Raw genomic sequence first — 22,424 nt, 5'->3', positions numbered from 1 at the left:
TTAAGCAGACAATACTTTTCTGCCCTTACGACGGCGATTTCGCAATACTCTGCGGCCATTTTTCGTGCTCATCCGCTCACGGAAACCATGCACGTTTTTACGACGGCGATTGCTCGGCTGAAATGTTCGTTTCATTATAGTTGCACCTGATCACTCTTGCAGAGGGTCAAATCATCCTACCCGGAGACGCTCCAACTCTACAGACCAGGTAGCCTCCTTTCCGATGTCCAGATTTCGTCAGACCGATCCTCTCGGTTGACATTCTTATTTATTATAGCGGTGTAAAGAAAAGGTTGTCAAGGAATCTCATCTTCCACTATCCACATGTGGATAACTCTGGTCCCACTTTTTCATCCACAACGATATCCCCGGTTTATCCACAATTTTCACGGCTGTGAACAGTTACTTTCCCACAACCTGTGGATCATGGGTAAAGATTGCTGAATCCATTGTGATCACTCCGTAAATTTGATAAGATATGTGTGTTTTCCACAGTGGATAACTGTTTTTTCGACACCAAGTTATGCACACCCTGTGGACAAGTATGTGGATAATCCACAGGTGCTTGGGGAAAAAGCTTTCCACAACCTTGTGGATAATGTGTAGAATTCGGCGTTCCACAGTACATAAACAGATCATCATGTGGATATCCCTGTTGAAAAAAAATTCTTTGAAAGGAGGCACCTAATGGAGACACATATTCAAGAACTATGGGCTCAAGCGTTGGAACATATCCAAGAAAAGTTATCCAAACCCAGTTTTGAAACCTGGTTACAAGCTACAGAAGCTGTGGATTATCGAGAAGACACGCTCGTTATCTCTGCCCCCAACGAATTTGCCCGGGACTGGCTGGAGTCTCGTTATGCCAATCTCGTCCGCGATACTTTGCAGGAAGTAACTGGCTCTGTGATCGGCGTCCAATTTATTACTCACGCCGCCGTTCGGCCAGAAGGAGAAGAAGAAAAAGCAACTCCCCAGGATGTGCCCCCTACCGAACCTGAAGCTCCTAAAACGATGCTGAACTCTCGCTACACCTTTGATACCTTTGTTATCGGTTCTGGCAATCGCTTTGCCCACGCCGCTTCCCTCGCTGTTGCCGAAGCACCGGCAAAGGCATATAATCCCCTTTTTGTTTATGGGGGAGTTGGATTGGGTAAAACCCATTTGATGCATGCCATTGGAAACTATGTCCAATCTCATCCTTCCCATACCCAGGTGGTTTATCTCTCTTCAGAGAAATTTACCAATGAATTTATTAACTCGATACGAGATAATCGAACGGATGACTTCCGTAATAAGTATCGAAATGTGGATATCTTGTTGATCGATGATATCCAGTTCCTTGCGGGTAAGGAACAGACTCAAGAGGAGTTTTTCCACACCTTTAATGCCCTTCATGAAGAATCGAAGCAAATTGTGATCTCTAGTGATCGGCCACCAAAAGCAATTCCTACATTGGAAGATCGTCTTCGCTCCCGTTTTGAATGGGGATTGATCACAGATATCCAACCTCCAAACCTAGAAACGCGAATTGCTATCTTACGAAAAAAAGCGATCGCGGATAATTTGGACATCGACAGTGAAGTGATGGCCTTTGTCGCGGATCGCATTGATACCAACATTCGTGAATTGGAAGGCGCCTTGATTCGGGTGGTCGCCTACTCCGCTCTGATGAACCAGCCTGTCACGACGGAACTCGCAGCAGAAGCTTTAAAGGATATTATCGGGAATGCACAACCCAAAATCGTAGGGATTCCTGAGATTCAGCAGACAGTAAGTGCCTACTACCATATGCGTGTAGAGGACCTCAAAGGAAAGAAACGGACGAAGAACGTAGCACTGCCTCGGCAAATCGCGATGTATCTTTCTCGGGAATTAACCGATTGTTCCCTCCCTAAAATTGGTGAAGAGTTTGGTGGACGGGATCATACGACGGTGATCCATGCCTATGAAAAGATTACTCGTACCCAATCGATGGATCGTAGTTTACAAAAGGCTCTTGACGATATTAAACAACAGTTACAACGGGGATAACTTTCCCCTTCCTTAGTGTGCGCCTGTGTAGAATGTGGACAACCAGGATCAACCTTTACACAAGTTTTCAACAGCGATCCAGCCATAGATACCAAGGGAAAAATGGACTTATTCACATATTCACAGCCCCTATTACTATGACTGTGATTTCTTAAACTATATAGATATGTTATCAAAGCCCCAATATGACTCGTTAACTCATTTATTTTCCACCAGAACTTTTCGTTCAGGTGGCCGTATTAATGTTACCTTGTTATTAGTCATTAGGGGGCTCTTTATCTTTTGAGATAGGGATAATCTGTTTCTGAGGAGGTCATATAGCAATGAAATTTCGTATTTCCCGTACTGCTTTGACAGAGGCTGTCGCATCGGTTTCTAAGGCGGTTTCACAAAAAACCACGGTGCCAATTTTGACAGGGATTCACCTTTCTGTGGATGAAGAAGGATGTTGGGTAACGGGAAGCACTTCAGATCTTACGATTCAGGTATGTGTGCCGACGAAACAAGATGATAAAAATCTAGTAAATATGGAAACAATGGGTAGTGTTGTACTCCCTGGTCGTATTTTTGCAGATATTGTACGAAAACTTCCTGGGGATGAAGTGGATATGATTGTGGATGAACGGTGGAAAACAACGCTTCGTTCTCAGCAAGCTCAATTTGAGTTAAAAGGGTTAGATCCTGAAGAATATCCACATATTCCACAACTGCAAGAAGATCGGATGTTCAGCCTCCCCTCCGATCTACTGAAATCGATGATCCGGCAAACCGGCTTTGCTGTCTCTGCCTCTGAGGCAAGGGGGGTACTTACTGGGGTACTGTGGACACTTTCCCAAGGAAAACTCACCTTTGTGGCGACAGATAGTCACCGTTTATCAAGGCGCCAAGCAGAGGTAGAAGCTCCAGAGGACCTCACCATTGAAAATGTGATTGTACCGGGTAAAAGTTTGTCGGAGTTGGCAAAAATCCTCCAGGATGCCAGTGGATGGGTGGATGTCGTCCTCTCGGACAATCAGATTATGGTACGTGCAGACCATCTCCTCTTTTTCTCTCGTATTTTAGAAGGTACTTACCCTGATACCAATCGGGTGATTCCACAAGGTGGAAAAACAGATATCGTGTTAGCGACAAAAGAATTGTTACAATCCGTTGATCGAGCTTCTTTAATTAGCAGGGATGGGCGCGACAATGTGATAAAATGGACAATGAAGGAAGAAGGCACCGTTCAGGTCCACTCTGCTGCCCAGGATGTGGGGAGCGTACTCGAGGAAGTATCAGCGAGAATCACCGGAGAAGAGATGAGTATTTCCTTTAATGCTCAATACATGTTAGATGCCCTGCGAACGGTGGATTCTGATGAGATTCGTATTCTCCTAACTGGTACCATGACTCCCTTTATTATTCAGCCAGCAGAGCGAGAGGACTCCCTCCACTTGATTGTTCCAATCAGGACAAGATGATCGAAGGATCGAAGCAACGGGCCTCATGATAGAAAGAAGCCTGTTGGTGGAGAGAGGCATGAGGAGGAGGAAATATGCAGACCGTCAGTATCCACACAGAGATGATCACCCTAGGGCAACTTCTTAAAAAGTTAGAAATCGTACAGACCGGTGGCCATGCGAAGATTTTTCTAGAAGAAACGCTCATTCTGGTAAATGGGGAAGAGGAATCTCGACGTGGACGCAAACTTTATCCACAGGATACTGTGGATATCGAGGGGATGGCCCCCTTCCGCTTGATTCGCTCTTAAGAAGGGGGGGATTCCACTGTGCAAGTAGAAGAACTGGAACTCTCCCAGTTTCGCAATATTGACCGACTGGCGCTTAAATGTCCTGAGTCTCTCCATCTTTTTGTAGGCCAAAACGCCCAGGGAAAGACCAATATCCTCGAATCCCTCTATCTCCTAGCCCTCGGTAAGTCTCATCGAACGAGAAAAGATAAAGAAATGATTCGATGGGAAGCCAATGCGGCTCAGATAAAAGCCCGTGTAAGCGGGGAATTTGGGAATCATCGCTTGGATATTCGACTGACACCCCGTGGTAAAAAAGTGGTGAAAAATGGACTGGAACAACGCCGGCTCTCATCCTATATTGGGACGCTTACAGCCGTCCTCTTCGCACCTGAAGATCTTACAATTGTAAAGGGAAGTCCTCAGGTGCGTCGTCGCTTTATCGATATGGAGCTAGGTCAAGTAAGTCCATCATACATCCATGACTTAACTCGTTACAATCAACTTCTCTTGCAACGAAATCAATTGCTGAAAGACATGGGGAGTCGAAGGGAACGGGCGAATCCTCTCCTTGAGGTCATGGACGAACAGATGATCGGATTATCCACAAGCCTGTGGAAAAAGCGGGTTACCTTTATCCATCAGCTCACAAAATGGGCCCAAGATATCCACACTGCCATTACCCAAGGGAGGGAAAAGCTCGCTATTGAATATCAGTCGGCGGTGCCCACCAAAGAAGGGATCGATGAAGCAGGTTATCGTCTCTCCCTGGAGAAAGAATTGAATCGCTTACGGGATCAAGAGCTGAGACGGGGAACCACCTTAACGGGACCTCATCGGGATGATATCAGACTCTCTGCCAATAAGGTGGATATCCACACCTTTGGCTCCCAGGGACAGCAACGAACCGCTGCACTCTCTCTCAAGTTAGCGGAGATAGAATTGATTCACCAAGAGACAGGTACTTATCCAATCCTTCTTTTAGACGATGTTCTCTCTGAATTAGATGATTCCCGTAAAACCCACTTGCTAGAGGCGATTCGGGGGAAGGTACAAACCTTTGTTACCGCGACGGGGCTAGAGGGAATCGATCATGAAACCTGTGAACGCGCTCGCATCTATCGCGTTCAACATGGAAGCATCACAGAACAGGGGTGAGTGCAGTGTTTATCCATCTAGGCGGCAACAAGATGATTCGGATCAGCCAAGTGGTCACCATCCTGGATGTGGGGCCTCGACGATCTCCCTCTACGTTAGCTCCGTTTCTTGATTCGTCCCGCAATCAGGGACGTTTGGAATGGATCACTACCGAGGAGGAGATCAAATCGTATGTGGTGACGGAGACAACGATCTATGCATCCCCAATCTCCTCGTTGACGCTCCTTAAACGGGCGCAACTAGGAGGGAATCGGGCATTAGGAATTTCCGGCACAAAGGAAGTCAAAAAGGAACAAGAGTAGGTGACAGGAAGTGTCCATGCAAAACTCTAATTACGATGAGTCACAGATTCAGGTCCTCGAAGGCTTAGAAGCTGTACGTAAACGGCCGGGGATGTATATTGGTTCCACGAGTAGCCGTGGTCTTCATCACTTGGTCTGGGAAGTTATCGATAACAGTATTGACGAAGCCTTGGCTGGACGTTGTGACACCATTTGGGTAACGATTAATTCAGACAATAGTGTTACGGTGCAGGATAACGGAGGTGGGATTCCTGTCGGGATTCATCCAAAGATGGGGCGCTCCACGTTAGAGGTCGTTATGACCGTCCTTCACGCAGGCGGTAAATTTGATGGAGATGGCTATAAATTCTCTGGCGGTCTTCACGGAGTGGGTGTTTCCGTTGTAAATGCCCTTTCTGAATGGGTCGAGGTACAAGTCCGTCGTAATGGCAAAATTCATCAACAACGTTACGCTAAAGGGATACCGGAGAAGGATCTTGCCGTTGTTGGGGAGACCAAGGAAACAGGAACTACCACCACCTTTAAACCAGATCCAGAGATCTTTACAGAGACTACCGTCTATGAATACGAGATTCTCGCGACTCGTCTGCGGGAGCTAGCCTTCCTCAACAGTGGTGTTCGCATCATTTTGACGGATGCTCGTGGGGAAGAAGAGAAGGTCAACGAGTATAAATACGATGGTGGAATCCGTTCTTTTGTTGAACACCTCAACAAGAATCGGGAAGCCCTCCATAATCCTCCAATCTTCCTCGAAGGGGAAAAGGACAGTATCATTGTTCAAATTGCCCTGCAATACAACGATAGTTATTCTAGTAATCTCTATTCCTATGCCAATAACATCCACACCCATGAGGGTGGAACCCATGAATCCGGCTTTAAGTCTGCCTTGACACGGGTAGTGAATGATTATGCTCGTCGATATAACCTGCTGAAGGAAAACGACAACAATCTCTCTGGGGACGATACGCGAGAGGGTTTGACTGCGATCATCAGTATTAAGATTCCGGATCCTCAATTTGAAGGGCAGACGAAGACTAAGCTAGGTAACTCGGAAGCTCGTCAAGCAACGGAGTCCTTGTTTGCAGAGAACTTCCTCACCTTCTTGGAGGAGAATCCTACTGTCTCCAAAAAAGTGATTGGTAAAGCAGTGATGGCTGCTCGTGCCCGGGAAGCTGCTCGGAAAGCGCGGGAGTTGACTCGACGTAAAAATGCCCTTGAAGTCAGCTCCCTTCCAGGAAAATTGGCGGATTGTACGTCCCGGAAAGCAGAAATCAGTGAGCTATATCTGGTTGAGGGTGATTCCGCAGGTGGTACAGCCAAGCAAGGGCGCGATCGGATGTTCCAAGCGATCCTTCCTCTGCGTGGGAAAATCATCAATGTAGAAAAAGCCCGTCTTGATAAAGCCCTCTCTAACGAAGAGGTGCGGACGATTATCACTGCCCTTGGAACAGGGATTGGGGAAGATTTTCATCTCGAGAAGGCCCGTTACCATAAGATCGTTATTATGACCGATGCGGATGTGGATGGGGCCCATATTCGTACCTTGCTCCTCACCTTCTTTTATCGTTATATGCGGTCATTGATCGAAGAGGGATATATCTATATTGCCCAACCCCCTCTCTATAAGCTCTCCCAAGGTAAAACGGAACTCTATGCCTTTAATGATCGTGAAAAAGATAAACTAGCCAGCGAAATGACAGGCAAAGGAAAGATTGAAATCCAGCGCTATAAGGGTCTCGGTGAAATGAATGCCACCCAATTGTGGGAAACAACGATGGATCCAGAGAGCCGTACCCTCCTGCAAGTTGCCTTGGAGGATGCTATGGATGCGGATCAAGTCTTTGAAACCCTGATGGGTGATAAAGTAGAGCCACGCCGAGATTTTATCCAGGAGTACGCTCGCCAGGTGCGTAACTTGGATATCTGATGTTGGAACGTCTGAAAGAGCGGAGTGAAGTGAATGCCTGAAGATACAAATAGAGTGACGGAGATCAATATCAGCCAGGAGATGCGTAACTCATTCCTGGACTATGCGATGAGCGTGATTGTCAGCCGGGCCCTTCCTGACGTCCGAGATGGCCTAAAGCCTGTACACCGGCGGATCGTCTATACCCTTCATCAATTAGGAATGACCCCAGATAAGGGATATCGAAAATCGGCGAACGTGGTAGGTAATGTACTCGCCTCCTTCCATCCCCATGGGGATGCTTCTGTGTATGACACGATGGTTCGAATGGCCCAGGATTTTTCCTATCGGTATATGCTTGTGGATGGACATGGGAACTTTGGTTCCGTCGATGGGGATTCTGCTGCGGCGATGCGTTATACCGAAGCAAAAATGGCACCAATTACCCAGGAATTACTTCGTGACATCCAAAAGGAAACCGTCGATTTTGGTGAGAACTATGATGGGCGCCTAGAAGAGCCCCTCGTCCTTCCCTCTCGCTTCCCCAACATCCTTGTCAACGGAGCTGCAGGAATTGCAGTAGGGATGGCGACCAATATTCCTCCTCATAACCTAGGAGAAGTGATCGATGGTCTGCTCGCCATGATCGATGATCCAGATATCGATGTGGATGGGTTGATGAATTATATTAAAGGGCCTGACTTTCCCACCTCCGGTCTGATCCTCGGTCGCGAAGGAATCAAGAAGGCCTACCATACCGGACGGGGAAGTGTACGCCTACAAGCGAAAACCCGGATCGAAGAGGCCAACAACGGCAAGATGCGGATCGTCGTTGATGAACTCCCCTACCAGGTGAACAAAGCGAAACTTGTAGAAAAAATCGCAGAATTGGTACGGGATAAAAAGGTTGATGGAATCACGGATCTCCGGGATGAGTCCGACCGTAATGGGATGCGGGTGGTAATCGAGCTTCGCCGGGATGTCAATCCAAAGGTGCTGCTCAATAACCTGTACAAGCACACCTCTCTGCAGACAAGCTTTGGGATCAATATGCTTGCTCTGGTGGATGGGAAGCCCCTCGTATTAAATTTAAAACAAGTGCTGTTCCACTACCTTGAGCATCAAAAGGTAATTATCCGCAGGCGCACAGAGTTTGAATTGCGTAAAGCGGAGGAGCGTGCGCATATCTTAGAAGGTTTGCGCATCGCCCTCGATCATATTGATGAAGTGATTGAACTGATCCGCGCCTCGCAAACCACCCAGGAAGCACGGGATGGCCTAATGAATAAGTTTGGCCTCTCCGAAGTACAAGCCCAAGCAATCTTGGATATGCGTCTTCAACGCCTTACAGGTTTGGAGCGAGAAAAGATTGAGGATGAATATCAAGGGTTACTAAAAACCATCGCTGAGTTAAAGGCGATCCTCAATTCAGAAGAGCGTATTCTTGGTGTGATCCAGGATGAGCTGAAAGAGATCCGTGGGAAGTATGCAGATGAACGTCGGACCCGAATCACCTTGAGTCCAGAGGAAATCGCTGATGAGGACTTGATTCCTGAGGACGAAGTGGCTATTCTACTCACTCACCGTGGATATATTAAGCGGATGGCTCCCTCGAGCTATCGCGCTCAACGTCGTGGTGGACGAGGCGTCTCAGGGATGGGGGTACGGGATGATGACTTTACCCAGCATCTATTTGTTACCAGTTCCCATAACCACCTTCTTTTCTTCACCAATAAAGGGAAAGTGTATCGGATGAAGGCCTATGAGGTACCAGAACTGGGACGAGCTGCCCGGGGTACCGCGATTATCAATCTGATCCAAGTTGAACAGGGTGAGTATATCGAGGCCATCATTCCGGTAAAGAATTTCACTGCGGATTCCTATCTCTTCTTCAGCACCAAGTTTGGGGTAGTGAAGAAGACAGCCCTTGATGAATTTGGGAATATTCGGCGCAACGGCCTCTTTGCCATCAATCTCCGTGATGGAGATGAGTTGGTTGGGGTACGCCTGACAGATGGGGAACAAGAGATCATCCTTGGTACCAAGAACGGGATGTCCATTCGTTTCCCTGAGCAGGATGTCCGTAAGATGGGGCGAACCGCCACAGGGGTGAAAGGGATTGCCCTTGGTGAGGACGATATCGTGATCGGGATGGAAGTCATCGTCCTTGACCGAGATGTAGCCATCGTGACCACAAAAGGATATGGGAAGCGAACTCCGCTATCGGAGTACCGTACCCAATCCCGCGGTGGTAAAGGGATTAAAACTCAAAATGTGACTAAGCGTAAAGGGAAAGTTGTCGGTCTTAAAGTCGTCTCTGAGGAAGAAGACTTGATGATTGTTACGACCTCCGGCTTGATTATTCGCATGAACATCTCCGGTATCTCGAAGATGAGTCGGTATGCCCAGGGTGTGAAGCTAATGAACCTCAGGGAAGAGGAAGAAGTAGCTACCTTGGCTCGGGTTGAGCGGGAAGAAGTCCCGCCGGAAGAAGATAAGGATGAAGAGGATCAAGAGTAAGAAGTGAAGAGCTAGTCATCTAAAATGAATGAGGGGTTGACCTAGGGCAGAATCGCCTATGGTCAACCCCTTTTCATGAGCGGACGAAGAGAATTTTCTCTTCAAACAGCGTGTTTAAAATCAGATTGGGGAACTTACGACGTGTCACCTGGAGGAATTCTTCGACCAACACAGCTTCCTTAGCTGCTGTACCACTCACAATTTCTCCCCATAAGGGAACCTCATACCGACAAAGCATACTCAGGGAGAAGAGGAGTAGATAGTGGACAAACATCTCTGGTATCACGTCAGGAGTACGGCCTCGATTTAGATAGAGATAATATCCCCCCCGAGTATCCTCTCGGAACCAAGGATGGGCAAACCCTCGTTTCCACCGGTCTACATGAGTGGATTCAGGATGACTCCACCACATTCTCACCCATCCACAGGGAGCGGGGGACTTATCCACAGTAAAACGAGAACCTTGTTCCTCTGCTACACTATTCAGTCGTTCTGCCAGCCCTCTAGGGGAGAGATGGAGCTGATCCAGTACCTTTTCCTCCAACGTAAAGGACATGCTTTGTCTCCCATTGATAGAGCGAGTGTGGATGGCTATGGGATACAAGCTAGCTTCACGAAACACTTGCCGGTAGCTATCCTGGATATCAGGTAACAGGGACAAGAGATGTTTAATCGTCCAGGAGGTATTACAGAGTGCCCCCCATCCTGAGGCGCGTACAAGCTCAGGGAGAAGCCCTTCTGGTTGAATCCGTATCTCATCTTCAGAAAGGCGAAAATCACTTCGTTTACGCCTCCGGGTAGAAGCACCATGGCGTAGGACCAAAGCATTCCGTGGATAATCGGGATCAAAGGAGAGCATCCACGCCTTAGCCAAGTTCATCATACCGTAATAGGTGAGTAAGGGGCTGACAAAGGGAGAACTTTCCCGGGCAGCCCGGTATAGTTCGCGTGCTTGGCGAACATAGGACATCAGGGCATGGGAGGCGCGAAAGGATGCTCGGTCAGGATGATCCAATCCTTCTTGTTGATATTTATCCCGCAGATACCCTTTGGCCATGCCATCATTCTCTAGGAGTAAAAACAGATTCCACATCTTTCGTTCCGGGAATTCACAGGGAATACGTCGGATTCCCCCTGTTTCCATTAACACCACCTCTTCTCGCTACTAGTCTGCATGAAGAGGGGGTTCCTTATGACATTTGTTGGGAATCAGATTAACCACAGACTGTGGATAACTTGTGGACAACAAGGGATAACTTTTTTGAAAGTGGGGAATTTAAGCGGACTTATGTGTCGGATTCCCGTCCTGAATCAGGATGGTTTGGAGGATCTCATCTAGTTCTAGGGGTGTAGTCCGAGTGATGTGAATCCCGGATGTAGTAAGGTCTTTCACTGTCTTGTGTTGATCCTTAGAAACGAGTCGATGAGGGGATCCTTCTTCCCATTTCACCACACCGGCTACTTTCTGTGGATTCGCGGGAAGTTGTTCTATCCACAGGGTTTTCCAGTTATCCAGAAGCTGATCCTTTTCATACTCCCCAAGGAATCGACCCTTGTTTAACAGGAGAAGCACATCCGAGATCCGGCGGATATCTTCGACCCGATGAGTGGCCATCAGTACCGAGGTACCCTCCTGTTGGAGGAAGTGATGGATTTGTTCCGTGAAGAATTTTTGTGAAAAGAAATCCAGGCCGTCCATGGGTTCATCTAGGAGGAGAATTTCTGGTCGAATGGATAGAGCGAGAACAAGGGATAATTTCTTTTTCATTCCTTTGGACATCTGGTTAAAGGGCTTATCGGTTTTTACTTCACATTGTGCTAGCAGATCTCTACACAGTTTCCTATCCCACCGTGGATAAAGACGAGAGATAAAGTTAATCACCTCAGATGCGCGCACTCGTCCATGATCGATCGGATTTTCTGGCACATAGCCGATTTTATTTTTGATAAAATAATCATCCTGTTGGAAAGATAGCCCAGCAATCTTGATCGATCCTGTATGCGGTTGCAAAAGTCCATTTAAGATGCGGAAGATCGTACTCTTTCCAGATCCATTCGGGCCAATAAGGGCATAAGCTAAGCCTTTTTCTAGAGTGATGGACAGGGAGTCCAGTGTGAAGTCGTCATATTTTTTACTTACATCGTTCAGTTGAATAGCTGGAGTATTATTCATCAGAGCTTCCTCCTTGTTTCGATGACTCTGTTTTTACTTGCTGTAGAACTTGTGTAAACAATGTAGTTAATGTTGATTCTGATACACCCATGCGAAAGCTACTTTCAATCGTTTTTCGTAGGTCCTTTTCCACTGTGGATAAGCGATGAGAATCTTGCTTTTCTTGATTCACGTTGGCAACAAAGGTACCTAAACCCTGTCGCGTCTGAATCAACCCTGCAACTTCAAGATCCTGATAGGCTCGCCGGGTGGTAATCACACTACATCCGAGTTCCTTTGCCAGGATGCGAATGGATGGCAGAGAGGTTCCTTGTGGGAGGATTCCGCTGAGAATTAACTCCTGGAGTTGATCAGTGATTTGACGATAGATCGGAATGGGTGAATCAACAGCAAGATGAATCGGTAAAGGCATAGTGAGCTCTCCTTTAATCAATCGCAAGATCGCGGGTACGAATTCGATTTTTGATGAGGAAAAACCAACCAAGGATAAGACATGCAGCACCTATCCAAGCAATCGATACAGAGAGAATGGGATAATGGACAGAGAGTTTCAACGTCCAAGATACGATGTTGAATCGATAGGCGATATTTACCCAAAGCAGGAGGGGAGAAATGATTGCAAAGATCGTAATGGTGGGTATCCAAAATAGCCAAATACCACGCTTAGCCCATTCCAGAAAGGTATAGGCACTGCCAATTCCAAAGGCATAAGCAGCCCATATGAGGCTGAAAGAAAGAAAGCCTCCGATCGCCATCTGATTACCAAACACAAAGAATAGAAAGGGCAGAAAAAAGCTGATGCACATCACGGCTACCAAGATCAAACTGAGGCTCATACGAGCCATGACAAACCCATCAAGAGAGATCGGAAGAGTTCGATACCATGCTAATTGTTGGGCAAAGGGATCCTGTCTCAACTTTGTCAGCGACCAATATTCCTTAGCCCCATAGATGGTACAAAAATAGGGAAGCATCGTTATAAAGAGGATGTCGATGGGAATGCTGATTGGGGTAATAGACTCCTTAAAAAAGGCCATGTCACTACTGATTAACAAGGCGATGCTCCCCCCTAAAGTCAACGTTAATAAAAAGGTGCCAATTAATGCAGGCCAGGTGCGTTTTAACTCATAGCGGAGCAGATGAAGGATTTCTTGCCCAGTGGTCATTCGGTATTCCTCCTCTAATAGGTGAATGGCTTATAATGCTGATGATCGGATTATTGTTAATACTATATATAATGATATTAACACCATAACAGTGACGAAGCAAACCCTATTCTGAAAAGGGGCTTTTTCGAAATCTCAAAAGCTGCTTCATGCCTGTAACGAAGCGACTTGACAGGGGTTATCTCGTTTGATAGACTTTCCAAAAACCTCAAGCACGGAGCTGTTAATAACCTGAGGATAAAGGAGATTGGCTCGTTCATGTGGGAAGATAAGTTTGCCAAGGAAGGCCTAACATTTGATGACGTACTTCTTGTCCCGGCGAAGTCGGAGATCCTCCCCCGAGATACGGATCTTTCCACCCGTCTTTCTGATCGTATTCGCTTAAACACACCGTTGATCAGTGCTGGTATGGATACAGTGACGGAAGCATCGATGGCGATTGCGATGGCTCGTCAAGGCGGGATGGGTATCATTCATAAGAACATGGGGGTCCATGAGCAAGCAGAAGAAGTGGATCGGGTGAAACGTTCAGAGAGCGGGGTTATTACTAATCCCTTTTATCTTCACCCTCACCACCAGGTGTACGATGCTGAGGCCTTGATGGCAAAGTATCGCATTTCTGGTGTACCCATCGTGGATGAAAAAAAAATACTGGTGGGTATTCTCACCAACCGTGACCTGCGGTTTATCCACGACTACTCCATTCCGATTGAGCAAGTGATGACCAAGGAAAACCTTGTGACAGCCTCTGTGGGTACCACCATGAAGGATGCTGAAGAAAGCCTACAACGCCATAAAATTGAGAAGCTTCCCCTTGTAGATGAAGAAGGACATCTAAAGGGTCTCATCACCATTAAAGATATTGAAAAGGCGACTCTCTTCCCTCATTCAGCTAAGGATGCTCAAGGTCGTCTCCTTGTTGGGGCCGCAGTGGGTGTCGCTGAGGATACCGTGGAGCGGGCGGCGGCTCTGGTGGCAGCGGAAGTAGATGTCTTAACGGTGGACACGGCTCACGGTCATTCCCAAGGCGTACTTGATACGATCAAGGCACTGCGTGGGGAGTATCCGGACCTTTTAATCATCGCGGGTAATGTAGCAACGGGGGACGGAACTCGTGCTCTGATCGAAGCAGGGGCCAGCGTTGTAAAGGTGGGCATCGGACCTGGTTCTATCTGTACGACCCGTGTCGTAGCAGGGATTGGAGTTCCTCAAATCACCGCTGTATACGACTGTGCTAGCGTGGCTCGTCAATATGGTGTACCGATTATCGCGGATGGAGGCATTCGATTCTCTGGTGATATCGTCAAAGCCCTAGCCGCTGGGGCAGATATCGTCATGATGGGGAGTATGTTTGCCGGTACTGAGGAGTCACCTGGAGAAACGGAAATCTACCAGGGAAGACAGTTTAAGGTATACCGCGGCATGGGCTCCATCGGAGCGATGAAGGCAGGCAGTAAGGATCGCTATTTCCAAGAGAACGAGCAAAAGCTGGTTCCCGAAGGAATCGAGGGACGAGTCCCTTATAAAGGGCCCTTAGCAGATACGGTATATCAGCTCATGGGTGGTCTGCGAGCAGGGATGGGTTATTGTGGAACGCGAAACCTCATTGAGTTGAAAAACAATACCCGCTTTATCCGTATCACCAATGCCTCGCTCCGTGAAAGCCATCCTCATGATGTGCATATTACGAAGGAAGCACCGAACTACAACATTTGAACCTCGAAGGCACTGGATACCTTGATATTGTCCCCTTTGAGTGGACAGTAAGGAAAATCCCCTTTCTGTTAACCTTGAAGGGGATTTTCTATGGGGACATTCGTAAGACATAATTAAAAGAGATGAAGAAGATAGTGCACATATGTATGGAATAAGTATACTTATATAGCAAATTCCATACCACGATTGTGCCCCGTTTAAACGGTCAACGATCTTAACCCGGTGGATCGAACGCAGATTGCTTAAATGTTTATGTGGCTTCTTTTTATGTGTCTACATACAGGAGTAAAAATCACTATTAGTAGACGGATACAGGTGAATGAGACAAGGCTATTTATTTTATGTGAATAGGACTGATGAGCTTGTGATCGACAACAAAAAAGCGATCCTCATCCTGCTTTGTTTATCCGTGTGTATTTCAGGGTGGTCGTGGTTGACGGAACCGGTACAGGCGGCTTCTCCCTCCACTGCGATCCCTAACGATGTCAAAGCTCGTTCCTATATTCTTCTTGATGAGCGTTCAGGGCGTGTGTTGGCGCAGAAACGAGCCGATCAAAGTTACGCTCCAGCTAGCTTGACGAAAATCATGACAGAGTATGTCGTACTAGAGCAAATAAAGCAGGGGAAACTTTCATGGAAGGACCCTGTTCGTGTGTCAAAGAATGCCGCTCGGATCGATGAGGCACAGGTGTTCTTAGAAGCAGGAGAAAAGCAAAGTGTACGGGAGTTATTTACGGCGATGGCTGTATACTCTGCCAACGATGCCGCGGTTGCCCTCGCAGAACATGTTGCAGGAAGCGAAACTAAATTTGTCTCGCTCATGAATCAAAAAGCAAAGGAACTCGGCTTAAAAGGGACTCATTTTACGAACAGCACAGGTTTACCCAAATGGAGTTATCCAGATTATCCAGATGTAAAAGGAAAGCATGTGATGTCCGCAAGGGATGTTGCCGAGTTGACGCGAAGGGTTTTAAAAGATCATAGAGAGGTACTGAAGATCGTCTCTCACCCTCGTTATATTTTTCGCAAAGGGAAAAAAGGAGAGCGTATCTTGTTAAACTGGAATCGCATGCTCCCTAGCTTTGCCTATGCTTATAAAGGCTTAGATGGCTTTAAGACCGGTCATACTCGGGAAGCGGGCTATGGATTTGCTGGAAGTGCCAAGCAAAAGGGTTTCCGTGTTGTCTCTGTAGTGATGGGGACAAAATCGAAGACGGCTCGATTTATTGAAACAAAGAAATTATTGGATTATGGTTTCTCCCGTTATAAACTGGTGAAGTTGATACAAAAAAAGAAGGCCATAGCGAGTAAACGTCAGGCACCTGTTAAAGAAGGTGAGAGTCTATCTGTCCCTGTTGTGGCTAAGGAAAGCTTAACGATTCCCACTATTCCACAGGAAAACAAGCACTATCGAGTTCAGGTGAAATTTGCAAAAAGACTTCAAGCGCCTATCGCAAAAGGGAAAGTGGTCGGAAAGGCAAAGATTTTGTATGATGGAGAAGAAATACCTGGTGTGAAATCGGTAGATTTGATTGCAGGTAAATCTGTCGAAAAGGCAACTTGGTGGAGACTGTTGTTTCGTTCAATTTTCGGGGAAGACTGAAAAGGACGAGACGAGTTGTCAGACACCAGTCATTTCGATACAATAAACCTTATTGGGAACGGAACCGGGAAAGGGAGAGGATGAAATAAATGAGTCGAGTGAATGGTTTTGAGACTGGAACCGACCGCGTGAAACGTGGGATGGCCGAAATGCAAAAGGGTGGCGTTATTATGGACGTCATCAATGCCGAACAGGCAAAAATTGCGGAAGAAGCGGGTGCTGTAGCCGTTATGGCATTGGAGCGGGTACCTTCGGATATCCGTGCCGCTGGTGGCGTTGCTCGTATGGCAGATCCGACAATCATCGAAGAAGTGATGAAGGCTGTCAGCATCCCAGTCATGGCAAAAGCACGTATTGGTCATTATGTAGAAGCTCGTCTACTGGAAGCGATGGGTGTCGATTATATCGATGAGTCCGAAGTGTTGACTCCTGCAGATGATCAATACCATATCGACAAGGGTACCTTTACCGTTCCCTTTGTTTGTGGAGCACGTGACCTAGGCGAAGCATTGCGCAGGATTGGTGAAGGCGCATCGATGATCCGTACCAAAGGGGAACCTGGTACAGGAAACATCGTTGAGGCAGTAAAACATATGCGAATGATGATGAGTCAACTCCGTCAGGTACAGGGAATGTCCCGGGATGAGCTGATGGCCGAAGCGAAAAACATCGGTGCTCCCTATGAGCTTCTCTTACAAATCCATGAAACGGGTAAGCTCCCGGTTGTAAACTTTGCAGCAGGTGGGGTCGCAACACCAGCGGATGCCGCTCTGATGATGCAACTCGGTTCAGATGGTGTGTTTGTCGGCTCTGGTATCTTCAAATCCGATAATCCTGACAAATTTGCTCGGTCGATTGTGCAAGCGACTACCCATTACGAAGATTACTCCTTGATTGCAGAACTATCGAAGGGACTGGGTGCCCCGATGAAAGGGTTAGAAATTTCCACCCTAGAACCTTCCGCACGGATGCAAGAGCGGGGTTGGTAAGTTAAGGAGGAAGTGTCGATGAAGATCGGTGTTCTCGCTCTGCAAGGGGCGGTACGGGAACATGTACGGATGCTAGAGCAGGCTGGGGCAGAGGTCTCCCTCGTTAAGCAGCGAGAGCAGTTGGAAGGCCTTGATGGATTGGTGATTCCTGGTGGGGAATCGACAACCATCGCCAAGCTGATGCATCTGTACGATCTGATGGAGCCTATCCAAGAGATGGGCCGTCGAGGAATCCCCCTCTTTGGAACTTGTGCGGGGCTGATCGTACTGGCAGCACGGATCGAAGGGACGGAGACTCCCCATCTCGGCTTGTTGGATATTACAGTGGAACGAAATGCCTTTGGTCGTCAGCGAGATAGTTTTGAAGCTGAGCTTGCGATTAAAGGGGTTGCTGAGGACTTTGAAGCGGTCTTTATTCGAGCTCCGTTGATTACGGAGACGGGGAGTGAGAGTGAAGTCCTTTGTGAAATCGATGGGCGGATTGTCGTCGTTCAGCAGGGTCATCTTCTCGGTGCTTCATTTCACCCCGAGTTGACAGAGGATGGACGGTTACACTCCTACTTTGTTGAGATGGTCGAGGCAGCTCACCGAACGCGAATAGCCTAATCACATAAGCGAATCAATAGCGTAGATGAGAATAAGTACTCAGCTAGAGTGGTGCAGAGAGACGGTGGCTGGTGTGAACCGTTCCATTCTACTGGGGAATCCCTCTTGGAGCTGGGCGTGAAAAGGGAGCACAGTAATCCTCCCTTAAGCGATCCCGGTTGGCGGCCGTGATCCCGCTTGTGAGAGAATCGAGAGTTAATCTCGGTTAATTAGGGTGGCAACGCGGAACCTTCCGTCCCTTGGGATGGGGGGTTTTTGTGTGTATCAGACCAAAGGAGAGATGACCCATGCTGGATTTAAAAATGCTTCGCACGGATATGGAAACGGTTAAACTGAAACTGGCTCATCGAGGAGAAGATATAAGTGGTCTTCACTCGGTGATCAAACTCGATGAACAACGGCGTCGTTCCTTGCAAGAGACTGAGGAATTAAAAAGCCGGCGTAATGCGGTTTCTAAGGAAATTGCTCAAAAGAAAAAAGCCGGCGAGGATGCCACCGAAAGCATTGTAGAGATGCGCCAAGTTGGGGATCGTATCAAGGAATTAGATGATCAACTGCGCCAGATTGAGGAAGAACTACACCATATCCTTCTTTCCTTGCCAAACCTTCCCCATGATAGTGTTCCAGTGGGTGAGAGTGAAGAGGACAACATGCCAATTCGCCATTGGGGAGAGCCGACCTCCTTTGCATTTGAGGCAAAGCCGCACTGGGAACTAGCAAAGGAGCTCGAACTTATAGACTTTGAACGGGCAGCGAAGGTTACAGGTTCCCGCTTTGTTTTTTATAAAGGATTAGGGGCTCGCTTAGAGCGTGCGCTGATGAACTTTATGCTGGATCTGCACACAGGGGAACATGGCTATACAGAAATGATCCCTCCCTATATGGTGAATCGGCTAAGTATGACGGGAACAGGCCAATTACCTAAATTTGCAGAGGATGCCTTTGCGGTAGAGGGCACAGATTACTTCCTTATCCCCACCTCAGAAGTGCCTGTCACTAACTATCATGGGGAGGAAATTTTAGATATAAAGGATCTCCCTATTAAATACGCCGCATTTAGTACAAATTTCCGTTCTGAAGCAGGTTCCGCTGGCCGGGATACACGAGGATTGATTCGTAACCATCAGTTTAACAAAGTGGAGTTAGTAAAACTGGTTGACCCCAATTATTCCTATGATGAGCTTGAAAAACTAGTGGGTGATGCCGAAAAGGTGCTTCAATTGCTGGGCTTACCTTATCAGGTACTCATGATGTGCACGGCGGATCTCGGATTTACTGCCGCCAAGAAGTACGATCTGGAAGTTTGGTTACCCAGCTCCAACACCTATCGCGAGATTTCTTCCTGTAGTAACTTTGAGGACTTCCAGGCACGTCGGGCTAATCTTCGCTTCCGCAGAGAAGTAGGTAGCAAGCCGGAATTTGCCCATACGTTAAATGGTTCTGGTCTTGCTATTGGTCGTACAGTAGCTGCCCTGATAGAAAATTATCAACAGGAAGATGGAAGCATCCTCATTCCAGAAGTGCTACGTCCGTACATGGGTGGCTTGGAGAAGATAAGTAAAAAGTAAACAGTATCTTTGTTTTAAAACTTGGGTGGCAAACTTGGAGCTAATACTCATCTGGATGAGTTATTAGCGATCCATACGTTTTTAGAGAAGACAACTCACATCAATCGGAGTTGTCTTTTTTAGGTAAACAAATACCTGACCTATTTAAGATCGTTATTGGTGGAGTTATCCAAGAGTCGAGATTTGCTCTACAGACAGAAATGGATGGGACGTGCCAGAACACTTTGCGGTAAACAGAAATAACATATTTATACCAACAACCTAAAAGTTAGCGTGTAATGTCCTTTTGTTTACTGGGTTCAATTTCAATGTCGATCTTGTCAGGAGTTATGAAAGAGTAAAAAATTCAGCAATTAGCAATCGATTGCCGATAAATAAAGGCCCCAACTTCCTTTTTACGGTTTAACAATTAAATAAATATATAAATATATATATTATGAAGGAAGGTGAGTCTTAATTTGTCCAAAAATAATAATATAAACAAGAATAATATGAATCAATTAAATAAACAAGTGAATATTGTTAAGGTAGGGGAATGTTGTAGATTCAAAAGGAAATACTTTAGAAAAACAGCCAACGAAAAAATATGCGGTAACATTTTTCAACTATGCGATGCTAAACCTAGACTTTATTATAGAGCGGTGGACGTTTTTCCTTCTGCACTCGTGCAAATCGAAAATAAATCAAATAGCATCATGATTGCATTTATTAAATTGAGGGATGGACGTATTATATCGGATAGAATCGGTCAAGAACAGCAGGTTTCTTTCAATGTTCCTAGCATACAATACCTACGCATTGCGTGCATCAGTGAAGAAACCAGTTATTGCAGAGGATCCTACGTTTTATTTCTTCGCTCCCACCTTATTAGATGGAGAAGGAGAAGGGTGTGCTAAATACAACCGCCATTGTTCAGAAAATGCAAAAGAGCCCTTGCTTACGCGATTTATGAATGATATTCACCCACTGGGCGCGATCTGGGATCTGTTTGGATGCCTAATCTCTCTTGGATAGTCCGATAGGACATCCCCTCTTCCAACCGTAGATAAACGGTTTCCTTTTTGATCTCCGGATGTGTTTCGCTTAACTTGCCCTTTTAGCCATAAAAGAGCACCCCTTTAAGTAGACACAGGATTTTTCCTGTGTCTACTTAAAGGGGTGTACTCATTTTGCCCATCTTGATAAATAACCTTTTTTCACTGTCACCTTCTGGGGATAATACCAACCCTCATTGGAGTTTTATTTAGCACCAGATGAGGTAGTGATTCCACCTGATTGAAATAGGCACATCCGAAATTAAATGATATGTCGGTTAGATTATTCTATAGCGGGGAGTTAAACCGAGTTCGAAATTAACTGTTCCTGCAACGTCTGAAGAAATCGTTATTTCATCAAAACCCACGACAGTAAACCCCACGGCTTCTCCTGCCGTAAGAGTACCAATCGTAGCTGGAATCGATAGAGCAACATTATTCAATAAAAACGTCAAAGTAATAACTGCAGCAGCAGGCGTGCTAAGTATCTTAATGTAACCAGTTGCAGAAACTGCCAAATTAGCGAAATAGATTTGTTCACTTACATCTACCACGAGTGTTCTTGAACCGACTAGACATACTTTATCTTGAACACCAGTGCTTCCGCACCCGTCATTTGAAAATCCATTCAAAGTAAGTTCCTCCTTATGCTAAAATATCAACATGTGTCGAAAATAATCAAGAGTATTCATTTTTTGTAAATTATCGTTAATTTTATTTCGATAGAAAAATGATCAGTGGTCTGCATACTAAAACCACAGTGGAGTTTTATTACACCAGACGAGATAGTGACTCCACCTGATTGAGATAGGAAAATCCGATATTCGATGGTATCATATGTTAGATTGTTCTATAGCGGGGAGTTAAACTGTATTCGAAACTAACTGTTCCTGTAACGGTTGAAGCAATCGTTATTTCATCGAAACCTACGACGGTGAACGCCACTGCTTCTCCTGCCGTAAGAGTTTCAATTCCAGCTGGAATCGATAGAGCTGTATTATTCAATAAAAATGATAAAGTAATAACTGCAGCAGCAGGCGTGCTAAGTATCTTAATGTAACCAGTTGAAGAAACTGCTAAATTAGCAAAATAAATTTGTTCAGCACCAGCAGCACCAACAGTGGTGATTATTCTTGAACCGACTAGGCATACTTTATCTTGAACGCCAGTGCTTCCGCACCCGTCATTTGAGAATCCAGAACTAAGCGAACAACTTGACATAGCTATTCCCCTTTCATTGTTTTTAATTTATTAAATGAACTGGTGATTTATTTAGCGTGGACAAAAGTGGAATGGACGAACCCAAATTTGAGCGGATATTTGGATTATTTAGTTATGATTAATCCATATGGCCTGAAAGATCTCGTTCAGATTGTCACTAGGCTTAGCTGTAAGTACAGGGGAAATGGGCAAATCAGGCCAACAAGTAGCTGGTGAAGGAGTTAACGCTCCATGATTGACGAACGGGACACTTTGATACAGGAAGAAAACATAACCCTCAGAAGAGTTTTGGCGTAACGGTTAAATGCAACTGCTTTTGCTTAAGATAAGACGTGAGTAATTTACTCTATCGTAAAGTGAAGACTGTTGTGAATAATTCATGGCGAGACAAAAGTTAGAAAGTTTTATAGGTGGTAACCTCTGCCCTTGACTAATAAAGGAGCATAACTTAAAATGGATTAGTAGTTTATAGCTATCCACATTTTGTGGAGAGGTGGTCGAGTGGTTGAAGGCAACGGTCTTGAAAACCGTCGTACCTTTGCGGGTACCGTGGGTTCGAATCCCACCCTCTCTGCCAATGATATCAAGGGTTTCAGCGGTACTCAAAACTACTGAAAAGGAAGTCGTCCAATTTTTGGGCGGCTTCTTTTTGCGTATTAGGCATCACATGGGAATATGGACGCAATCTCGGGGTTTGTC

The 22,424-nt window shown here is 46.2% G+C and carries 20 protein-coding genes, 1 tRNA gene and 1 other annotated feature; of the genes, 14 read left to right on the top strand and 7 right to left on the bottom strand.

Annotation, left to right across the window (positions count from 1 at the left end):
• A complete protein-coding gene (gene rpmH / locus BLV90_RS12470) occupies positions 1-135 on the bottom strand; it encodes a 50S ribosomal protein L34 (RefSeq protein ID WP_073154615.1) in 135 nt (44 codons plus the stop codon).
• A 552-nt stretch (positions 136-687) separates the two neighbouring features.
• On the opposite strand from rpmH, the gene dnaA reads away from it, so the two are divergent.
• The 7 genes from dnaA (at position 688) to gyrA (ending at position 9,649) form a co-directional block, all read left to right on the top strand.
• Complete coding sequence (dnaA, locus tag BLV90_RS12465; RefSeq protein ID WP_091741532.1) at positions 688-2,034, top strand: chromosomal replication initiator protein DnaA; 1,347 nt, start codon at positions 688-690, stop codon at positions 2,032-2,034.
• 323 nt (positions 2,035-2,357) lie between these two features.
• Entirely contained in the window at positions 2,358-3,494 is a 1,137-nt protein-coding gene (dnaN, locus tag BLV90_RS12460) for a DNA polymerase III subunit beta (RefSeq protein ID WP_091741529.1), read from the top strand.
• A 74-nt stretch (positions 3,495-3,568) separates the two neighbouring features.
• On the top strand, positions 3,569-3,784 hold the full coding sequence (yaaA, locus tag BLV90_RS12455) for a S4 domain-containing protein YaaA (RefSeq protein WP_091741526.1): 216 nt from the start codon (positions 3,569-3,571) through the stop codon (positions 3,782-3,784).
• Between the two features lie 18 nt (positions 3,785-3,802).
• Positions 3,803-4,921: a DNA replication/repair protein RecF gene (gene recF, locus BLV90_RS12450; RefSeq protein ID WP_091741524.1), complete on the top strand. Its 1,119-nt coding sequence runs from the start codon at positions 3,803-3,805 to the stop codon at positions 4,919-4,921.
• A gap of 5 nt (positions 4,922-4,926) precedes the next feature.
• On the top strand, positions 4,927-5,223 hold the full coding sequence (remB, locus tag BLV90_RS12445; RefSeq protein WP_091741521.1) for an extracellular matrix regulator RemB: 297 nt from the start codon (positions 4,927-4,929) through the stop codon (positions 5,221-5,223).
• Between the two features lie 16 nt (positions 5,224-5,239).
• Entirely contained in the window at positions 5,240-7,150 is a 1,911-nt protein-coding gene (gyrB, locus tag BLV90_RS12440) for a DNA topoisomerase (ATP-hydrolyzing) subunit B (RefSeq protein ID WP_091741518.1), read from the top strand.
• Positions 7,151-7,183: 33 nt separating this feature from the next.
• Entirely contained in the window at positions 7,184-9,649 is a 2,466-nt protein-coding gene (gyrA, locus tag BLV90_RS12435; RefSeq protein ID WP_091741515.1) for a DNA gyrase subunit A, read from the top strand.
• Positions 9,650-9,722: 73 nt separating this feature from the next.
• On the opposite strand, the gene BLV90_RS12430 is transcribed toward gyrA, so the two are convergent.
• The 4 genes from BLV90_RS12430 to BLV90_RS12415 all read right to left on the bottom strand — a co-directional run bounded on the left by BLV90_RS12430 (position 9,723) and on the right by BLV90_RS12415 (position 12,988).
• Entirely contained in the window at positions 9,723-10,793 is a 1,071-nt protein-coding gene (locus BLV90_RS12430) for a YaaC family protein (RefSeq protein ID WP_091741512.1), read from the bottom strand.
• A gap of 132 nt (positions 10,794-10,925) precedes the next feature.
• Entirely contained in the window at positions 10,926-11,822 is an 897-nt protein-coding gene (locus BLV90_RS12425; RefSeq protein WP_091741509.1) for an ABC transporter ATP-binding protein, read from the bottom strand.
• On the bottom strand, positions 11,815-12,234 hold the full coding sequence (locus BLV90_RS12420) for a GntR family transcriptional regulator (protein WP_091741506.1): 420 nt from the start codon (positions 12,232-12,234) through the stop codon (positions 11,815-11,817). Before BLV90_RS12420 ends, BLV90_RS12425 begins: the two co-directional genes overlap by 8 nt.
• Positions 12,235-12,247: 13 nt before the next feature.
• Positions 12,248-12,988, bottom strand: a complete 741-nt coding sequence (locus BLV90_RS12415; RefSeq protein ID WP_091741503.1) for a hypothetical protein — start codon at positions 12,986-12,988, stop codon at positions 12,248-12,250.
• 258 nt (positions 12,989-13,246) lie between these two features.
• Between BLV90_RS12415 and guaB the strand changes: the two genes are divergently transcribed.
• From guaB to BLV90_RS16875, 6 genes are all read left to right on the top strand, one after another.
• Positions 13,247-14,704, top strand: coding sequence for an IMP dehydrogenase (gene guaB, locus BLV90_RS12410; RefSeq protein ID WP_091741501.1), 1,458 nt, complete (start codon positions 13,247-13,249; stop codon positions 14,702-14,704).
• Positions 14,705-15,137: 433 nt separating this feature from the next.
• On the top strand, positions 15,138-16,307 hold the full coding sequence (locus tag BLV90_RS12405) for a D-alanyl-D-alanine carboxypeptidase family protein (protein WP_177168047.1): 1,170 nt from the start codon (positions 15,138-15,140) through the stop codon (positions 16,305-16,307).
• Between the two features lie 89 nt (positions 16,308-16,396).
• The gene (gene pdxS, locus BLV90_RS12400) at positions 16,397-17,296 is read left to right on the top strand and encodes a pyridoxal 5'-phosphate synthase lyase subunit PdxS (protein ID WP_091741497.1); all 900 of its coding nucleotides are present in this window, start codon (positions 16,397-16,399) and stop codon (positions 17,294-17,296) included.
• Positions 17,297-17,314: 18 nt separating this feature from the next.
• The gene (gene pdxT / locus BLV90_RS12395; RefSeq protein ID WP_091741495.1) at positions 17,315-17,902 is read left to right on the top strand and encodes a pyridoxal 5'-phosphate synthase glutaminase subunit PdxT; all 588 of its coding nucleotides are present in this window, start codon (positions 17,315-17,317) and stop codon (positions 17,900-17,902) included.
• A gap of 13 nt (positions 17,903-17,915) precedes the next feature.
• Positions 17,916-18,145 (top strand) — a binding site (T-box leader).
• Between the two features lie 44 nt (positions 18,146-18,189).
• A complete protein-coding gene (gene serS, locus BLV90_RS12390; RefSeq protein WP_091741493.1) occupies positions 18,190-19,470 on the top strand; it encodes a serine--tRNA ligase in 1,281 nt (426 codons plus the stop codon).
• Positions 19,471-19,961: 491 nt separating this feature from the next.
• Positions 19,962-20,366 (top strand): S-Ena type endospore appendage, encoded by a 405-nt coding sequence (locus BLV90_RS16875; protein WP_425433896.1) that lies wholly within the window; start codon positions 19,962-19,964, stop codon positions 20,364-20,366.
• A 416-nt stretch (positions 20,367-20,782) separates the two neighbouring features.
• Here the strand turns inward: BLV90_RS16875 and BLV90_RS12380 are convergent, their stop codons facing one another.
• On the bottom strand, positions 20,783-21,136 hold the full coding sequence (locus tag BLV90_RS12380; RefSeq protein ID WP_091741489.1) for an S-Ena type endospore appendage: 354 nt from the start codon (positions 21,134-21,136) through the stop codon (positions 20,783-20,785).
• 208 nt (positions 21,137-21,344) lie between these two features.
• On the bottom strand, positions 21,345-21,725 hold the full coding sequence (locus BLV90_RS12375) for an S-Ena type endospore appendage (RefSeq protein WP_091741487.1): 381 nt from the start codon (positions 21,723-21,725) through the stop codon (positions 21,345-21,347).
• A 487-nt stretch (positions 21,726-22,212) separates the two neighbouring features.
• Between BLV90_RS12375 and BLV90_RS12370 the strand changes: the two genes are divergently transcribed.
• Positions 22,213-22,302: transfer RNA gene (locus BLV90_RS12370), tRNA-Ser, on the top strand.
• Positions 22,303-22,424 lie beyond the last annotated feature (122 nt).

This window comes from Marininema mesophilum, from assembly GCF_900106775.1.
GTDB lineage: Bacteria > Bacillota > Bacilli > Thermoactinomycetales > DSM-45169 > Marininema > Marininema mesophilum.
Note: the sequence above shows the minus strand (reverse complement) of the source record. Positions and strands in the feature narration are given on the sequence as shown.

Coding starts and splice junctions, on each gene's coding strand:
- BLV90_RS12375 (WP_091741487.1), bottom strand. CDS start 21,725: ATGTCAAGTTGTTCGCTTAGTTCTGGATTCTCAAATGACGGGTGCGGA.
- gyrA (WP_091741515.1), top strand. CDS start 7,184: ATGCCTGAAGATACAAATAGAGTGACGGAGATCAATATCAGCCAGGAG.
- gyrB (WP_091741518.1), top strand. CDS start 5,240: ATGCAAAACTCTAATTACGATGAGTCACAGATTCAGGTCCTCGAAGGC.
- dnaA (WP_091741532.1), top strand. CDS start 688: ATGGAGACACATATTCAAGAACTATGGGCTCAAGCGTTGGAACATATC.
- serS (WP_091741493.1), top strand. CDS start 18,190: ATGCTGGATTTAAAAATGCTTCGCACGGATATGGAAACGGTTAAACTG.
- BLV90_RS12415 (WP_091741503.1), bottom strand. CDS start 12,988: ATGACCACTGGGCAAGAAATCCTTCATCTGCTCCGCTATGAGTTAAAA.
- rpmH (WP_073154615.1), bottom strand. CDS start 135: ATGAAACGAACATTTCAGCCGAGCAATCGCCGTCGTAAAAACGTGCAT.
- pdxT (WP_091741495.1), top strand. CDS start 17,315: ATGAAGATCGGTGTTCTCGCTCTGCAAGGGGCGGTACGGGAACATGTA.
- BLV90_RS16875 (WP_425433896.1), top strand. CDS start 19,962: ATGAATCAATTAAATAAACAAGTGAATATTGTTAAGGTAGGGGAATGT.
- BLV90_RS12430 (WP_091741512.1), bottom strand. CDS start 10,793: ATGGAAACAGGGGGAATCCGACGTATTCCCTGTGAATTCCCGGAACGA.
- guaB (WP_091741501.1), top strand. CDS start 13,247: ATGTGGGAAGATAAGTTTGCCAAGGAAGGCCTAACATTTGATGACGTA.
- pdxS (WP_091741497.1), top strand. CDS start 16,397: ATGAGTCGAGTGAATGGTTTTGAGACTGGAACCGACCGCGTGAAACGT.
- BLV90_RS12420 (WP_091741506.1), bottom strand. CDS start 12,234: ATGCCTTTACCGATTCATCTTGCTGTTGATTCACCCATTCCGATCTAT.
- yaaA (WP_091741526.1), top strand. CDS start 3,569: ATGCAGACCGTCAGTATCCACACAGAGATGATCACCCTAGGGCAACTT.
- BLV90_RS12425 (WP_091741509.1), bottom strand. CDS start 11,822: ATGAATAATACTCCAGCTATTCAACTGAACGATGTAAGTAAAAAATAT.
- dnaN (WP_091741529.1), top strand. CDS start 2,358: ATGAAATTTCGTATTTCCCGTACTGCTTTGACAGAGGCTGTCGCATCG.